This is a genomic window from Streptomyces cellostaticus (assembly GCF_001513965.1).
Lineage (GTDB): Bacteria > Actinomycetota > Actinomycetes > Streptomycetales > Streptomycetaceae > Streptomyces > Streptomyces cellostaticus.
Window position 1 is genome coordinate 367338 of the sequence record NZ_KQ948022.1, and the last position, 16144, is coordinate 383481.

Here is a 16144-nt window from a genome sequence, read left to right on the forward strand (position 1 = left end):
TAGAGTTCGTGTCACTCGTGACACTTTCCTTTGGAGGCCAGGGTGCCCCGACCCTCGCAGCAGTCCCCAGGGCTGGCCGAAGCGCACACCGACGTGCATCCGCCGACGGAACCCGCCCCCGCCCGCGGCGGATTCGGCCGCCTCGGCGGCTTCTGCGCCCGGCATCCGGCGGCGGTCATCGCCGCATGGCTGCTGATCCTCGTCGCGGCTCTGGCCGGGCGGCACATCGCCGCACCCACCTTCAGCGACCAGGTCAGCCTGCCCGGCACCGCCTCGCACACCGGCGCCGGCCTCCTCGCCGCCTCCATGCCCCAGGCAGGCCGACCCAGCGGCAAGGTCGTCTTCCACACCGACTCCGGCACCCTGACCGAAGGGCAGTCCGCCCTCGACCGGACCCTGGCGGACCTGCGCGGGCTGCCGCACGTCACCGCCGCATCCGCGCTCGTGACCAGCGACGACGGCCGCACCGCGTACACCACAGTCTCCTTCGACGAGCAACTGAAGAACCTCGGCCACGACTACACCGCGCGACTGGACACGGCGACGGAGCCCGCCCGGGCGGCAGGCCTCGGCGTCGCCTACGGCGGCGACCTCGAACAGGTGGTCCGGCAACCCGCCAACGACAAGCTGAGCGAGGGTGTGGGCGTCGTGACCGCCCTCGTCATCCTGCTGTTGGCCTTCGGCAGTGTCCTCGCCGCGCTGCTGCCACTGGTGACGGCGCTGATCAGCGTCGGAGTCGGCCTCGGCATCGTGGGCATCGTCGCCGCCACCCTTTCCTTCGCGACCTCCGCGACGACCCTCGCCGGCATGATCGGCCTGGGCGTGGGCATCGACTATGCCCTGTTCCTGACCACGCGCTTCCGACAGGACCTCATCGACGGGCATGATCCGGTCGAGGCCGCGGTCCGCACGGCACGCACCAGCGGACGCGCCGTCCTCATCGCTGCCCTGACCGTCGCCGTGGCCATGCTCAGTCTGTACGCGTGCGGGCTGAGCTTCATCGGCAAGATCGGCCTGGCGGCGACCCTGGCCGTCGTGGTCACCGGTGGTGCCGCCCTCACCCTGGTTCCGGCGGGGCTGGGCCTGGTCGGCAGGCACATCGACCGGTTCCGGCTGCGCCGCCCCGTCGCCGAGAGCACGGGAGCGCAGGACGGCTGGCACCGCTATGCGGAACTCGTCTCCCGCCGCCCCTGGACGTTCCTGGCCCTCGGCCTCGCCGTCCTCGGCGTGTGCTCCGTACCGCTGCTGTCCATGCGCCTCGGCCACGTCGACGCCGGTGCGGACCGACCCGGCAGCAGCACCCGCACCGCGTACGACTGGATCGCGAACGCGGGCGGGCCGGCCTTCGGGACGGGGGCGAACGGCCCGGTCCTCGCCGTCGTCGACGTGAGCGAGGCGCACACGTCCGCCGACCGGATCGCCGACGACGTGACCGCGGCTCTGCAGGGCACCCATGGCGTGGCTTCCTTCACCCCCGTCAAGCCGAGCGCCGACGGGAAGATCCTCGTCACCACGGTCACCCCGGACACCGGCCCGCAGGACGCCGCCACCGACGCCCTGCGGGATGCCCTTTCCGGGCACACACTGCCCAAGGCCCTCGGCGGCACGGGCGCCGAGGCCTATCTCACCGGCAGCGTGGCCGGTCAGGCCGACTTCCGTCACACGGTCGGGGAGCGGCTGCCGATCGTCATCGGCATCGTCCTGGTCCTCGCTTTCCTGCTGCTCATGACGGTCTTCCGCAGTGTGGTGATCCCGCTCAAGGCCGTCGTCCTCAATCTGTTCACCACAGCCGCGTCCTACGGCGTACTCGTCGCGGTCTTCCAATGGGGCTGGGGCGACTCACTGCTGGGGCTGTCCGAGCCCGTGCCCATCGAGTCGTACGTCCCGATGATGATGTTCGCGATCGTCTTCGGGCTGTCCATGGACTACGAGATCTTCCTGCTGTCCCGGATCGCCGAGGCCTGGCACCGCACCGGCGACAACCGGCTGTCCGTGGGAGAGGGACTGTCCGCGACGGCGCGCGTCATCTCGGCCGCGGCCTTCATCATGACCGCGGTGTTCCTGTCCTTCACCGCCTCGCCGACCGTGGTCGTGAAGATGCTCGCCCTGGGACTGGCGATCAGCGTGATCGTCGACGCCACGGTGGTCCGCCTGGTCCTGGTGCCATCCGCCATGTTCCTCATGGGCAAGGCGAATTGGTGGATACCCCGCCGACTCGACCGGGTCCTCCCGCACCTGCATGCCTGACCGCCTCATCGGCCCCCGACCCGACCGATCCGGAGTGAGTGACCACGTGACATCGAACCGTTGGAACAGAACCCGCATCCCGGTCGCGGTGACCGCGGCACTGGCCGCCCTCACCTGCGCGACCGATCTCCTGGTCGAGCACAGGACCGAGGAGCGGGTCGCCGCCCAGGCGTCGCGCCGACTGGATCCGCGAGGTCCGGTGCACGCCGAACTCACCACGCCGCTCGCAGGGCTGCGCACCCTCGGCGGGGAGGTCGGCGACGTCGAGGTGAGCGCCAAGGGCGTACGCCGTCAACACACCCTGATGGACGTGACCGTCCGCCTGAAAGACGTGACGACGGACGGCGACAGCGCCGGCGGCACCGGAACCGCCACCATCGGATACGACCAGGTGACCCGCCGCATGGGCGCGCCGGGCGACGGCCTGACCGCCGGCGGCCAAGACGGCGACCTGCTCCTCAGCGGGAGTGTCGGTCGCCTCGGACTGCCGGTCACCGTGCGGGCCGAGGTGTCCGCGACCTCGGACGCGTTCACCATCACACCCACGACGGTGAGCGCCCTCGGCCGCACCGCGGCGGTCGACGGCCTCGCTGCCCTGCCGGCCGCATCCGCACTGCGGGACGAGCTCGAACCCCGGACCGTGGCCGTCACCGGACTGCCCCGCGGCGTCGCACTGACCTCGGCACGCGCCGCCGACGACGGCCTCGTCCTCGCCTTCTCGATCGCCCCGGGCCCGACACCGAGCGCGAACGGGGGAGCCGCCTGACCGCCCGACCGACGGCCCGGACGGGTACCCGGCGGCAGGCGATGACTGTTGTGCTGATCAGGCACGGTGATGTGCGGCCTGATGTCCGCGCTTCTGAGCCGGCGGAGGTGCTGCTGTGGGTGGGGCACCGGTTCGGCCGGGTCGGCCTGCGGCGGCGGATGCCGCATCGCCGGCCATGGTGTCGGCCCCCCTTGCCTCCTGCCGGCCGTCTTACCTCAGCCGGACACCCGGGACCGCAGCAGCCGCTTGTCCGGCTTGCCCGCCGCCGTCAGCGGAATGGCGGGCACCAGGTGCAGGGCGTCGGGAGCGTAGAGGCGACCCTTGCGGGCGGTGACGAAGTCCCGGATCTCCTCCAGCGAGGGCCGCTGTCCGGTGGCGGGCACCACGGCGGCGTGGACGTGCTCCACCGACTCTTCGTCCCGGCTGCCGAAGACCGCGCACCGGGCGACGGCGGGATGGCTCAGCAGCAGGTCCTCCAGCTCCGCCGGATAGACATGGCCCCCGACGACCACGATCATCTCCTTGAGCCGGTCCACGATGTAGAGGTAGCCGTCCTCGTCGAGATAGCCGACGTCACCGGTGTGTACCCAGCCGTCCCGCAGCACCTCGGCGGTCAGCTCCGGCTGCTTCCAGTAGCCGTGCATCACATAGGGCGAGCGCACCTGCACTTCGCCCCGTTCCCCGGGCGGCAGGGTGGTGCCGTCGGCGTCCCGGACGGCAATCTCCACGCCGGGCAAGGCCCGGCCGACCGTCAGCTGCCCGCCGCGGCCGGTCACCTCCTGGTCCCCGGGGCCCGCTTCGGTGATGTGCTGCGCCTCGGCCTGCCCGTACAAGCCGTAGAGCACGGGCCCGAGGACCTTGGCCGCCTGCCGCAGCCTGGCCGGTGAGGCGGCGGTGCCGCCGTAGGTGATCCGGCACAGGCTGGACAGATCGGTGCCGGACAAGTCCGGGTGATCCAGCAGCTGGTAGAGCAACGGCGGCAGCAGCCAGGTGTGGGTGATGCGCTCGCGCTCGATCGCGGCCAGCACATCCCCGGGCTCGAATCCGTGCCGCAGGACCACCGAGCCACCCTGATGGAGCGCCATGTCGGCGAAGATCCCGGCGAGGTGGGCGAGCGAGGTGCAGGCCAGATAGCGGGGCGGGTCACCGGCGCCCGCGAGCCGGTGGTCCAGGCTTCGCCGGTAGGAGCCATGGGTCATCCGGATGCCCTTGGGAATTCCGGTGGTTCCACCGGTGTGCCGGATGCACCAGTCGTCGTCCGGGCCCACCAGACCGCCCATCGGCTGCGCCGGGCGCCTGGCGGCCATGGCCAGTACGTCCTCGGCGAAGCCACTCGGTCCCAGGGACAGCACCTGGGGAGCATCGGGTAGCTGCATCAACTCCCTTGCTGTGCTGTGCCGTTGGTTGTCCACCAGGAGAAGGGAGCAGTCCACGCTCGCCATCACGCGGGCCATGGTCGGCGGGCTCATGCCCTCGTAGAGGGCGACCGCCCGGGCACCGGACAGATGGGCGGCATAGCGGGCTACGAGAGCCTCGGCGGTGTTACCGGTGAGCAGGGTGACCGTGGCGCCGCGGCCCACCCCGCGCTCCGCCAGCTCCCCGCCGAGCCGGTGGACCTGGTCCCGTAACTCCGCCGCGCTGATCACCAGCCCCTCGGCGGTCGTGATGGCCGCCCGCGACGGCTCGGCGGACAGCACATGAAGGATGGCCTCCACATAGCTGCTGAAATCGGCTTCCGTGGCGGCGTTTTGCTGGCTCATCGCTGTTCTCCCTGGTCGGAACCGGTGGCGCCCTCGACGCTAGTGCCGACCGCTCATGCCTTCCACGACCGGTTTCGCCATGTGTTCATGCCTTCTCGGGCATGAACCGTTCTACGGCCAGCCGGCGGAAGTCCAGGGCGGCGGGGGAGAGGTAGGCGTGCCGGCGCCACACCAGGGTCAGCGTCCGGTGACAGTCCGGGGCGTCCAGTCGCAGCCAGCTCACCGGGCTGTGCTCGCCGAGGGCCCGCCGGGCGACGGCCGGCATCAGGCCGATGCCCAGCCCGGAACTGATCAACTCCGGGGTGGCGGCGGCTTCGTCGCCCTCGCAGACCACCTGAGGCGTAAGTCCCTCACGGGCGAAAAGCCGCTCCAGCAGGGCACGTTGCCAGTGGCCGAGGCGGGTGCTGACGAACTCCTCGCCGGCCAGCTCGGCCACCGCGACGCGCTCCCGGCCGGACAGCGGATGCCCGGGCGGCACGGCCAGCAGCACCTCCTCCCGCACCAGTTCCACCGAACACAGCCCAGGCTCGGCCAACGGCTGTGAGGCAAGCGCGAAATCCACTTCGGCCGCGCGTAGATGACGTCGCATCGAGTCCACCGGAGCCTGGAACAGACGCACTCTGACCCCGGGACGGAGCGCACGGAAGGCGGCCAGCACCCCGGCCAGCAGGAGCAGGGTCTCGGCGGCGACGGCGACACGGCCCGGACCGGCACCGGCGGCATCGGCCAACTCCCGCTGGGCATCGTCCAGCTCGGCCAACGACCGCTCGACCCGGAGCAGGAAGGCGGCGCCGTGCTCATTGAGCCGAATCCGGCGCCCCTGGCGGTCAAACAGCGGAACGCCGAGTTCCGACTCAAGCCGGATGATGGTCCGGCTCACCGACGGCTGGGCGACCCGGAGTTCCTCCGCAGCCCGGCTGATGTGCTGGTGGCGGGCCACGGCCTGGAAATAACGCAGCGACAGCAGGTCCATGACCGTAGTCTCGCCGGATCTTTCGCTCGGCGGAGTTCAGCGGCGCTTGCCTGGGGTGTAGTTCCCGTGGGCGCGGGTGGCGGTCAGGACGTGGGTCCGGCCCGGCATGCGGGGCTTCGCCATGTCACCCCACCTGACCAGGCCATTCCAGCCCCAGGGCGCAGGATGAACGAGGCTCACCGGCCCGGCCCGATTACTGACCGTGTGCGTTCGACATGCAGGCTGTGCGCGTCTGCGCAAGCCTAGGAGGCATTCCCCCAAGACACGTGTCCTGGGGGAGGACCTAGGAAGGATCGTTCACCATGCGACACATAGCCGCCCTCTTCATCGCCGCGCTCCTCGGAGCTCTTGCGGCCCCAGCCGGTGCCGCTTCGGCTACCCCGTCCCAAACGAGCGCTCCGGCGGTCGAAGGCCGCAGTGCCGCCCCCATGCCGTGCGACACCTGGGTGACCAGCAAGCAATGCTGGTGACCTCTTCTTGAACCGGGACAGGCCGTTGGACGTGGAGGTCGCGGCCTGTTCCCGTCCTCACCCAGCGCCTGGCAGCAGCGGTCCTGGCCCACTGGATCGTTACTCGCAGGTAGTAATAAGCTGGATGAACGTGCAACCGGCACGTCAGCGACCGCGCCGGACCGCGGCTCGAGGGTGAGGGAGCGACCGATGACAGTGGGAACCGAGCGGGCCGTACTGGCGGGCGGTTGTTTCTGGGGGATGCAGGACCTGATCCGCAAGCAGCCGGGCGTGGTGTCCACGCGTGTCGGCTACAGCGGCGGTGACACGCCGAACGCCACGTACCGCAATCACGGCGACCACGCCGAGGCGATCGAGATCCTCTTCGATCCCACGGCCACGAGTTACCGCGACATCCTGGAGTTCTTCTTCCAGATCCACGATCCGAGCACGAAGGACCGCCAGGGCAACGACATCGGGCGCAGCTACCGTTCGGCCATCTACTACAGCGACGAAGACCAGCACGGCGTCGCCGTGGACACGATCGCGGACGTCGAGGCGAGCGGGCTGTGGCCGGGCAAGGTGGTCACGGAGGTCGAGCCCGTGGGCGACTTCTGGGAGGCCGAGCCCGAGCACCAGGACTACCTGGAGCGCTATCCCAACGGCTACACCTGCCACTTCCCGCGACCCAACTGGAAGCTGCCGCGCCGGGCCTCCTCCACGACGAACTGAGACCGACCGGGACGTCGTCCTCCGGACGGATCGCCCCTCCTGCGTCGGCGGGTCGCTCCAGGCCGCCGACGCAGGAGGCGGAGCCCGTTCCCCCACTCTCGCGACGCCCGCCTCCCCGCTTGGCCTCTGATGCGCCCAGCCTCTTCCTCGCGCAGGCCCGGCGCATCGTGCTCGTGGAGGCACCCGTCCTGCCCTCGCGGCACGAACGGAAGGGGGCCGGCTGCTCCCGAGGGAGGTCACCGGCCCCTGAGTCGCAGGTGAAGGCTCAGCTCAGGCCGAGGCTCGACAGCGCCGTCGTCCAGTCGGTGATGATCGCGTCCTGCGCGTCCGCGAGGCTGACGGTGCCCGCGCAGACGGCTTTCTTGAGCTTGTTCTCGACCGTGTCCTTGTTGGCCGCGGTCTTGTTGCCGTACTCCGGCTCTGGCCAGAGGTTGAGCTCGCTCTTGGGGGCGCCGCCGAGTTCGAGGGGGACGAAGTGGTCCTCTTCGTAGTCGGAGGTGCTGGTGTCGGTGTAGCCGTACTCGACTATTTGCTTCTTCTTCAGCGCGGTGGTGTACGAACTGGAGGGTCGCACCGTCGCGGTCCAGCCGGAGACGCAGATCGTGGAGTCGATGGTGTCCTGCGTGACGTCCGGGTTGAGGTCACCGGGCTGACAGTTGGGGTCGGGGAGGGGGAGGTAGTCCTGGCTGCACGACTGTGCGTGCGCCGTTCCGGTGGTCACGGTCAGGCCCGCGGCGGCGAGGGCGAGGGTGGACAGGGTGGTCACCAGGGGGCGTGTTATTCGGGACATGTGGGGGTCTCCCGGTGTGGTGCCCGGCATATTTCCGGGCGGTCGTGAGCATGACAGCACCGGGATCATCTATGCGGGTAGACCCCTTTGCTGCCCCGGGAAATCCTTTGGTTGAACGTTTATTCATGCCATGGCATGCGGAGAGGAAGTCATGGCCTGAACTTGGTTGTTGACGCGTGTGCCGACGCCGGCGGGACCTGGCTGCCGGCCCTGAGGCGGGCGCGCTTGCTCACACCCGCCTGCCAGGCCCTGTGCGGTGCGCTTAACCCCTGATGATCGGGTGCAGAGACACCCGTGTAACGAGCCGTTCGTACCGTCAGACGGAGTGAGATCGGGCCGAGCACAGCAAGGGAGGCGCCCGTGGCCGCGCCGGGCTCTCGGAATGACGGCACGAAGGTGCGGACGGTCTGCTCGTACTGTGGGGTCGGCTGCGGCATGGTCCTCGACGTGGGCAGGGGACCGGACGGGCGGCGTACGGTCCTGAAGGCGACCGGGGACAAGGAGCACCCGGCGAACTTCGGTCGGCTGTGCACCAAGGGCGCGACCACCGCGGACATGCTCGCCGCCCCGGGCCGGCTGACCACCGCCCTGGTCCGGCCGGACCGCGGCGAGGAGCCGCAGCCCGCGCCCGTGGCGGCCGCCATTGCCGAGACCGCCCGCCGCCTGCGCGCGATCATCGACACACACGGACCCGACGCGGTCGCCCTCTATGTCTCCGGGCAGATGAGCCTGGAAGCGCAGTATCTCGCGAACAAACTGGTCAAGGGCTTCATCCGGACCAACCAGATCGAGTCGAACTCCCGGCTGTGCATGGCCAGCGCCGGCACCGGTTACAAGCTGTCGCTGGGCGCGGACGGGCCGCCCGGTTCCTACCAGGACTTCGACAAGGCCGACGTCTTCTTCGTCATCGGCTCCAACATGGCCGACTGCCACCCCATCCTCTTCCTGCGGATGATGGACCGGGTGAAGTCGGCGGGCGCCAAGCTGATCGTCGTAGACCCGCGGCGCACCGCCACCGCCGACAAGGCCGACCTGTTCCTGCAGATCAAGCCGGGCACGGACCTCGCGCTCCTCAACGGTCTGCTGCACCTGCTGCACGCGAACGGCCGCACCGACCCCGAATTCATCGCCGCGCACACCGAGGGCTGGGAGGCGATGCCCGCCTTCCTCGCCGACTTCCCGCCCGCCACCGTCGCGGAGATCACCGGCATCCCGGAGGACGACATCCGCGAGGCTGCCCGGCTGATCGGCGCGGCCGGGGACTGGACGAGCTGCTGGACGATGGGCCTGAACCAGTCCACGCACGGCACCTGGAACACCAACGCGCTGGTCAACCTGCATCTCGCCACGGGCGCGATCTGCCGCCCCGGTAGCGGGCCCTTCTCACTCACCGGCCAGCCCAACGCCATGGGCGGCCGGGAGATGGGCTACATGGGGCCGGGGCTGCCGGGGCAGCGGTCCGTACTCGCCGACGCCGACCGGGCCTTCGTCGAGGAGCTGTGGGAGCTGGAGCCGGGCGCGATCAGGGCCGACGGTGTCGGCAAGGGCACGGTGGAGATGTTCCGGAAGATGGCCGACGGGGACATCAAGGCATGCTGGATCATCTGCACCAACCCGGTCGCCTCCGTCGCGAACCGCAGGACGGTCATCGAGGGCCTGGAGGCCGCCGAGTTCATCGTCACACAGGACGTCTTCGCCGAGACGGAGACGAACGCGTACGCCGATGTCGTACTGCCCGGCGCACTGTGGACCGAGACCGAGGGCGTCCTGGTCAACAGTGAGCGCAACCTCACCCTGGCCCGGCCGGCCGCCGATCCGCCCGGCGAGGCGATGGCGGACTGGCGGATCATCGCCGCCGTGGCCCGCGCGATGGGTTACGAGAAGGGCTTCGCGTACGACAGCGCCGAGGAGGTCTTCGAGGAGATCAAGCGCGCCTGGAACCCGGTGACCGGCTGGGACCTGCGGGGTGTGAGCTACGAACGGCTTCGTACCACCCCGGTGCAGTGGCCGGCGGCGAGCACGGACGGGTCCGACCGCAACCCGATCCGGTACGTCGGTGCGGACGGCTCGCCGACCTTCCCGACCGCGAGCGGCCGTGCGGTTTTCTACGCCCGCCCGCACATCCCGGCGGCCGAGATGCCCGATGACGACTACCCGTACGTGCTCAATACCGGCCGCCTCCAGCATCAGTGGCACACCCTGACCAAGACGGCCAAGGTGTCCAAGCTGAACAAGCTCAACCCCGGTCCCTTCGTGGAGGTGCACCCGCAGGACGCGGCCGGGCTGGGTCTCGCCGAAGGCGATTCGGTCGAGGTCGCCTCGCGGCGCGGACGGGCCGTGCTGCCTGCGGTCGTCACCGACCGGGTGCGGCCGGGCTGCTGCTTCGCGCCGTTCCACTGGAACGACCTGTTCGGGGAGTACCTGAGTGTCAATGCGGTGACCAGTGATGCCGTCGACCCGCTGTCGTTCCAGCCCGAGTTCAAGGTCTGCGCGGTGTCACTGACCAAGGTGGCCGCCCCCGTGGCGGTACGGACCCCAGCCCTGGCAGGCCCACAGGCCACAGCCTCGGTGTCCACGGAGTCCAGCACGGCCCCGGCGGTCCGACCGCTCGCCGCCCTGCCCACCGCCTCCGCTCCCGCCCTGTTCGGGCTGGAATCCGTGCCGCCGCCGGTGCTGGCCGAACACGAACGCAGGTATCTGACCGGTTTCCTCGCCGGCATCCCGTCCGGCGCCCCGGGCGTACCGGTGCTGCCGCCGGACGCCCCGTTCAGCCCGGAGCACGCCCTGTGGGTGAACGGTGCGCTGGCCGGGATGTACTCCAGGGCCGAGGCGACGCCTTCCACCGCGTACGGCCTCGGCGGCTCCACGCGCTTGTCCTCCCCGTCCGCGGACGCTCCTCGCCGCCAGGTCGTGATCCTCTGGGCGTCGCAGACCGGGAACGCCGAGGAGTTCGCGACCGCCACCTCCGAGCGACTCGTCGCCGACGGCCACCCCGCGTCCCTCCTGCCCATGGAGGAGGCGGACCCCGCCGCGCTGCCGTCCGACGCCGACCTGCTGCTGATCACCAGCACGTTCGGCGACGGCGACGCCCCCGACAACGGCGCCGGATTCTGGGACGCCCTCGCCTCGCCCGACGCCCCGCGCCTGGCAGGCAGGCGCTACGCCGTCCTGGCCTTCGGTGACTCCTCGTACGACGACTTCTGCGGGCACGGCCGCCGTCTCGACCGGCGTATGGAGGAACTGGACGCGATACGGCTCGCCCCGCGCACCGACTGCGAACCGGACTTCGAGACCGAGGCCGGGGCCTGGCTCGACCAGGTACTCACCGCGCTGCAGAGCCCCGAGCCGACGGTACCCGATCCGGCCCCCGCCGCCCCGGCGGCTCCCCGGCCGAGCCGTCCCGCCCCCGTCACCGCCCGCCTGACCGGAAACCGCCTGCTGAGCCTGCCGGGTGCGGGCAAGGAAGTCCGGCGCTTCACCTTCGACACCCGTGACAGCGACACCCCGCTGGCCTACGAGGCCGGGGACGCCCTGGCGGTCCACCCGGTCAACTGGCCGCAGCTCGTGACGGAGTGGCTGGCCGTCACCGGCCTGGACGCGGACGCGGCCGTCCAGGTCACGAAGGCCGGGGACATGCCCTTCGCCGAGGCCTTGCTGCGCCACCTGGACATCACCCGCATCACTCCCGGCCTGCTGCGCTTCGTCGCCGACCGCGCCCGCGACCCGCGCGAGCTGCGGAAGCTGCTGCGGCCGGACAACAAGGGCGAGTTGGCGCAGTGGTCCTGGGGACGCCAGGCCGTCGACGTGATCTCCGAGTTCGGCATCCGGGCCGGGGCGCAGGAGTGGGCCGACGTGCTGGGGCGCCTGCAACCCCGCCTGTACTCCATATCCTCCAGCCCCCTGACGGACCCCCACCTGGTGTCGCTGACGGTCTCCGTCGTCCGCTACGAGAACCTGGGCGGCCGCCCCCGCCAGGGCGTCTCCTCCCCCTTCCTCGCCGACGCCGAGCCAGGCACCCCGGTGCCGGTCCGTGTCCAGCGGGCACCGCACTTCCGCCCGCCCGCCGACCCCGCCACACCGGCGGTGATGGTGGGCCCCGGCACGGGCATCGCACCGTTCATCGGCTTCCTGGAGGAACGCCGGGCCCGCGGCCACCGCGCCCCGAACTGGCTGTTCTTCGGCGAACAGCACCGGGCGACCGACTTCTACTACGAGGAGGAGCTGGCGGCCTTCCTCACCGAGGGCACGCTCACCCGCCTGGACACCGCCTTCTCCCGCGACCAGCGCGCCAAGATCTACGTCCAGGACCGGATGCGCGAGCACGGTCCGCTGCTGTGGTCCTGGCTCCGGGACGGCGCCCGTCTCTACGTCTGCGGCGACGCCTCCCGCATGGCCAAGGACGTCGACCAGGCCCTGCGGGAGATAGTCACCGTCCACGGCGGCCTGGACGAGACCGAGGCGACGGCGTACGTCAAACAGCTCGCCGCCGACAAGCGCTACGTGCGCGACGTGTACTGAGCGGAAATTGCGTATCGAGCGCTGTCCCGGTGCCTCTACTGTGGCGCGGTGATGACTCAGGTGATCGTTCTCAACGGTGGTTCCAGCGCGGGGAAGTCCGGGATCGTTCGGTGTCTGCAGGCGGTCCTGCCGGATCCGTGGCTGGCTCTCGGGACAGACGCGCTGGTTCAGGCGATGCCGGCGTCCATGCAGACATCGGATGGCGGGATCGAGTTCGCTCCGGACGGAGAGGTGATCGTCGGGCCGGAGTTCCGAACGCTGGAAGCAGCTTGGACCGAGGGGGTCGCAGCGATGGCCCGTGCGGGCGCCCGGGTCATCCTCGACGAGGTGTTTCTCGGCGGAGCGGACTCACAGCAGCGATGGCAGAAGGCTTTCGGTGAACTGCGGGTGCTGTGGGTGGGCGTCAGGTGTGACAGTGCGGTTGCCGCGGGCCGTGAGGTCGCACGAGGCGATCGGATCATCGGGATGGCCGCGTCCCAGGCGGATGTGGTCCACCAGGGCGTGGCCTATGACCTGGAGGTGGACACCGCGCATGCCGAGTCGATGGAATGCGCACGGACCATCGCCGTACATGTGAAGTGAACGACGGTACGGGTGTTGTACGGCGGATGCGCGGACTCGGATCGGCGAGGTTGCCCTGACGCTCGTGTGACGCATTTTGCTGATGAGCTGTCAGGTACTCCGGGAGCGGCCTGCGGTGGCCGCACGCGTCGGAGCGCGCCCGGATGACGGGGCCTCGTCGGTGATGGAATGATGATCGGTGACAAGGCGACGGCGATCCGAGGAAACCGGTGTGAATCCGGTGCGGTCCCGCCACTGTGATCGGTGAGCGAGTTCCGACAGGCCACTGTCCGTGAGGGGCGGGAAGGCCGGGACGCGTGACGACCCGAGAGCCAGGAGACTCACGCGGTCGCCCCCTCGACGGACACCGGGGCGGATTTCCCCGGGGGAGGAGTGATCGGGCGTGCCCGAGGACCTTACGGAAGCGGCATCCGGCGGCGAAGCGGTCGTACGGGGGGCCGGCCGGGTGCCGTGCCGTGTCGTCGTGTGCCGGGACTGCTGCTGTGGCAGTGCCAAGGTGACCGGCGTCGACCATGCAGCGCAGACCGCACGTCTGCGCGCGGAGGTGCCCGTGCGCATCTCCGCCTGCCTCGACGTGTGCGAGCAGGCCAACGTCATCGTCGTCCAACCCTCCGCCGCCGGCCGGGCCGCCGGTGGCCGACCGGTCTGGCTGGGGCTGGTCAACGACCCCGACGCGACCGAGGACATCACGGCCTGGGTGCGCGCGGGCGGGCCGGGCATCGCACCGCTGCCGGAGATCCTCGACCTCTACACCTTCACACCGCCGCGACTCGGTGCGGCTTCCCGGGACCGGCGCGGCGTGGACCGTCGCTGAGCTCAGGCCGGACACGTCGGGGACCGGTGTGCCGAACCGTCCACGAAGTCGGTGAAGACCGGAGATCCGGACCGAATACATGACGCCGTATGTCAGGTATACGCCTGAAGACTGGACTCCTCCGCACAGCAGTCCCACGACTTCAGGAGGGCCCATGAGCAGCCACTCGACCGTCATTCCCGCGGAAGACGAAGATCCGTCGCGAAAGGCGCCCGGTTCGCCCGAGCGGGCCTGGCTCGGCGTGGTGTCGGCTGAGCACGCACGGCATGCGAGCCGGCACGGCTGGATCCAGCTCAACCACGGCGACCGCCGCAACCTCGCGCGGATGCGCCGGGGCGACGGCTTCGTCTGCTACTCGCCCACCGAGCGCATGGGCGACAGGGCCAAGCTGCGCGCCTTCACCGCGCTGGGAGTGATCGCTGACGACGAGCCGTATCTCGCCGACGCAGTGATGAACATGGGCGCCAAGGGGACTGTGCGGCCCTGGCGTCGAGCCGTCGACTTCGACGACGTACATGCCGCCGACCTGCGCGCCGTCGGCGCCGACCTGGTCCTGACGCAGCGGCCGAACTGGGGGTACGGACTGCGCTTCGGCCTGGTGCCGCTGGCGGTCGCGGACTTCGCGCTGCTCCGTGCCGCGATGGAGGGATGAGGAACAACGAGGAGCGCCGACGACCGCCGAGGTGTGCGGCTGGCGCGGGGCTCTACGAGAGACGGGGGACGAGTCGGACGGGTGAGGTGCGGACGCCTCGGCAGCGGAATCGTCAACCGCTCTCCACCAGGCCTCCGGCAGCCGCCGCGCTGCCGGCCTCGGTCTCCTGTGACCTACGGGGAGGCGTTTGGGGGCCCGGACCCGGACACCAGCGGCCGGTTCGCCAACCCGCAGTGTGGCACGGCACAACTGCTCCTGCGCGCTGGACCGCGGACCATACGACCTGGTGGTGAACCGGCTCAAGAAGCTCTACGGCTGGAGGTGAATCCTTTTCGGGCTTCCCCGCCTCTTATCCGTGTACCGGCCGCACGGGTCGGTGAATACCAGGAGGAACCACCACAATGGTCATGATCGTAGGCACCGTAGTGATCGGCGCGCTGCTGGTGTGCGCGTGCACCGTGCACCTGATGAGGCGCCGGAAGAGCCGAAGCTGACCAGTGCCTGTGCGCGTGGCACTTTCCGGGTATGAGTAGGACACATGAACCGACGCTTCCCCTGGCCGGACGAGCGGCTGATCAAGGCCGCCCAGGACGGCGACGTCACCTCGCTCACCACCGTCGTCATGGAGTCGCAGCCTCATGTGCGCAAGTTCGCCATATCGCTGTGCGCCTCACCGCAGGACGCGGAGGACGCGGCGCAGGAGGCGCTGATCATCCTGTACCGGAAGATCGGCACCCTGCGGGCCACCGGCGCGCTCGCCTCATGGATGTTCCGGATCGTGCGCAATGAATGCCTCCGGCAGGTGCGGCTGCTCGTCTCGCGGAGCGACGAGGCAGCGGCCGAACCGGAGGCCGGCGCGGAGCCGTCCGCCGAGGACGCGGTGCTGCGCAGGCTGGAGGTGGAGCGGATCGCGGCCGCGGTCAGTGACCTTCCCCGTGACCAGCGGCAGGTCCTGATCATGCGGGACGTCCAGGGCCTGCCCGGCAATGTCGTCGCCCGGTCGCTCGGTCTGAGCAACGCCGCGATGAAGTCGCGGCTGCACAGGGCCCGCGCAGCACTGCGTCACTCACTGGCACTGACCGATCAAGCACCCGACCGAGCTGTCGATCAACCAGATCGAGGAGAGTTACGACCGTGAACACCGTGAACACAGTGAAGCCCACGCAGAGCACGCAGACCCCGGCCGCCGCAAAGCCCGCGGCGCCCGAGATGAACTTCGCCAGCAAGTCCGTCCCGCGCCACCTGGCGCGCGGTGTCATCGGCTTCGGGCTGATCATCGGCTCGATCGCCCTGGTGCCCGTCGTCGGACCGGTATCCCTGCTGGCGGCCCCGCTGGGCCTGATTGCCTTCCGTGGCTGCCCCACTTGCTGGATGGTCGGCCTGGCGCAGACCATCTCCCGCGGCCGTCTGGAGCGCAAATGTGTCGACGGCGTCTGCACCATCGCCAAGGCGGACCCGGCGAAGAAGGCCGCGGACGATTCGACGGTCGACACCACCGCCCCGGCCGACTCCCGGTGACCATCCCACCGCCCCTGCCCGCGAACGCTTGCCCCTTCGGCTCAGGAGGGGGCAGAGAGTCCACGCGCAGGCGGGGCGGCGGGCGGGGGCGGGTTGCGCTGTGCGGCTGGTGGTGTCCCGCACGCCACGGGGCTGTACCGCACCCATGAGGGGGTTGGTGAAATCCGAACTCCGATACCGGCGTCGGCGCGGGCGACCATGGAGGCCAACTCATCCCTGAACGTCTCGCATCCGTCTGACGCCGACAGGATGCCAAAACGCCGAAATCCTCCCGGCGTCGGCACGATCCGGAAGGGTATTTCTGGCTCGCTGTGAGCGAGCCACGACTATCGCGTTGCGCTAA

12 protein-coding genes and 1 riboswitch are annotated in these 16144 nt (G+C 70.2%); of the genes, 9 read left to right on the forward strand and 3 right to left on the reverse strand.

Annotated elements, in window-relative coordinates; translation table 11 throughout:
- Positions 1-42 precede the first annotated feature (42 nt).
- Complete coding sequence (locus AQI88_RS18295) at positions 43-2247, forward strand: MMPL family transporter (RefSeq protein ID WP_244184200.1); 2205 nt, start codon at positions 43-45, stop codon at positions 2245-2247.
- Positions 2248-2293: 46 nt separating this feature from the next.
- The gene (locus AQI88_RS18300) at positions 2294-3013 is read left to right on the forward strand and encodes an LmeA family phospholipid-binding protein (protein WP_066999985.1); all 720 of its coding nucleotides are present in this window, start codon (positions 2294-2296) and stop codon (positions 3011-3013) included.
- A 215-nt stretch (positions 3014-3228) separates the two neighbouring features.
- Here the strand turns inward: AQI88_RS18300 and AQI88_RS18305 are convergent, their stop codons facing one another.
- On the reverse strand, positions 3229-4773 hold the full coding sequence (locus tag AQI88_RS18305) for an AMP-binding protein (protein WP_066999988.1): 1545 nt from the start codon (positions 4771-4773) through the stop codon (positions 3229-3231).
- An 85-nt stretch (positions 4774-4858) separates the two neighbouring features.
- Positions 4859-5746 carry a LysR family transcriptional regulator gene (locus AQI88_RS18310; RefSeq protein ID WP_066999992.1) on the reverse strand — a complete coding sequence of 296 codons (888 nt, stop codon included), beginning with the start codon at positions 5744-5746 and terminating at the stop codon, positions 4859-4861.
- A 659-nt stretch (positions 5747-6405) separates the two neighbouring features.
- On the opposite strand from AQI88_RS18310, the gene msrA reads away from it, so the two are divergent.
- Complete coding sequence (gene msrA / locus AQI88_RS18315; RefSeq protein ID WP_066999995.1) at positions 6406-6927, forward strand: peptide-methionine (S)-S-oxide reductase MsrA; 522 nt, start codon at positions 6406-6408, stop codon at positions 6925-6927.
- A 265-nt stretch (positions 6928-7192) separates the two neighbouring features.
- Here msrA and AQI88_RS18320 read toward each other — a convergent pair whose 3' ends face one another.
- The gene (locus AQI88_RS18320; protein ID WP_066999998.1) at positions 7193-7717 is read right to left on the reverse strand and encodes a hypothetical protein; all 525 of its coding nucleotides are present in this window, start codon (positions 7715-7717) and stop codon (positions 7193-7195) included.
- A 435-nt stretch (positions 7718-8152) separates the two neighbouring features.
- Here AQI88_RS18320 and AQI88_RS18325 point away from each other — a divergent pair, with 435 nt between their 5' ends.
- The 6 genes from AQI88_RS18325 to AQI88_RS18350 all read left to right on the forward strand — a co-directional run bounded on the left by AQI88_RS18325 (position 8153) and on the right by AQI88_RS18350 (position 15801).
- Positions 8153-12235, forward strand: a complete 4083-nt coding sequence (locus AQI88_RS18325) for a bifunctional nitrate reductase/sulfite reductase flavoprotein subunit alpha (protein WP_244184202.1) — start codon at positions 8153-8155, stop codon at positions 12233-12235.
- A gap of 51 nt (positions 12236-12286) precedes the next feature.
- Positions 12287-12817, forward strand: coding sequence for a chloramphenicol phosphotransferase CPT (cpt, locus tag AQI88_RS18330; RefSeq protein ID WP_067000081.1), 531 nt, complete (start codon positions 12287-12289; stop codon positions 12815-12817).
- Between the two features lie 199 nt (positions 12818-13016).
- Positions 13017-13139: riboswitch (cobalamin riboswitch) on the forward strand.
- Between the two features lie 123 nt (positions 13140-13262).
- A complete protein-coding gene (locus tag AQI88_RS18335) occupies positions 13263-13631 on the forward strand; it encodes a hypothetical protein (RefSeq protein ID WP_067000084.1) in 369 nt (122 codons plus the stop codon).
- Positions 13632-13785: 154 nt separating this feature from the next.
- Complete coding sequence (locus AQI88_RS18340) at positions 13786-14283, forward strand: EVE domain-containing protein (protein WP_079057640.1); 498 nt, start codon at positions 13786-13788, stop codon at positions 14281-14283.
- A gap of 538 nt (positions 14284-14821) precedes the next feature.
- Complete coding sequence (locus AQI88_RS18345) at positions 14822-15421, forward strand: RNA polymerase sigma factor (protein WP_208615821.1); 600 nt, start codon at positions 14822-14824, stop codon at positions 15419-15421.
- Positions 15418-15801, forward strand: coding sequence for a hypothetical protein (locus AQI88_RS18350; RefSeq protein ID WP_067000004.1), 384 nt, complete (start codon positions 15418-15420; stop codon positions 15799-15801). The genes AQI88_RS18345 and AQI88_RS18350 overlap by 4 nt, the downstream gene beginning before the upstream one ends.
- Positions 15802-16144: the final 343 nt, after the last annotated feature.

Bases quoted from the DNA above. Each gene is read 5' to 3' on its own strand.
- AQI88_RS18320 (WP_066999998.1), bottom strand. From the start codon at position 7,717: ATGTCCCGAATAACACGCCCCCTGGTGACCACCCTGTCCACCCTCGCC.
- AQI88_RS18305 (WP_066999988.1), bottom strand. From the start codon at position 4,773: ATGAGCCAGCAAAACGCCGCCACGGAAGCCGATTTCAGCAGCTATGTG.
- msrA (WP_066999995.1), top strand. From the start codon at position 6,406: ATGACAGTGGGAACCGAGCGGGCCGTACTGGCGGGCGGTTGTTTCTGG.
- AQI88_RS18310 (WP_066999992.1), bottom strand. From the start codon at position 5,746: ATGGACCTGCTGTCGCTGCGTTATTTCCAGGCCGTGGCCCGCCACCAG.
- AQI88_RS18345 (WP_208615821.1), top strand. From the start codon at position 14,822: ATGAACCGACGCTTCCCCTGGCCGGACGAGCGGCTGATCAAGGCCGCC.
- AQI88_RS18325 (WP_244184202.1), top strand. From the start codon at position 8,153: ATGGTCCTCGACGTGGGCAGGGGACCGGACGGGCGGCGTACGGTCCTG.
- AQI88_RS18340 (WP_079057640.1), top strand. From the start codon at position 13,786: ATGAGCAGCCACTCGACCGTCATTCCCGCGGAAGACGAAGATCCGTCG.
- cpt (WP_067000081.1), top strand. From the start codon at position 12,287: ATGACTCAGGTGATCGTTCTCAACGGTGGTTCCAGCGCGGGGAAGTCC.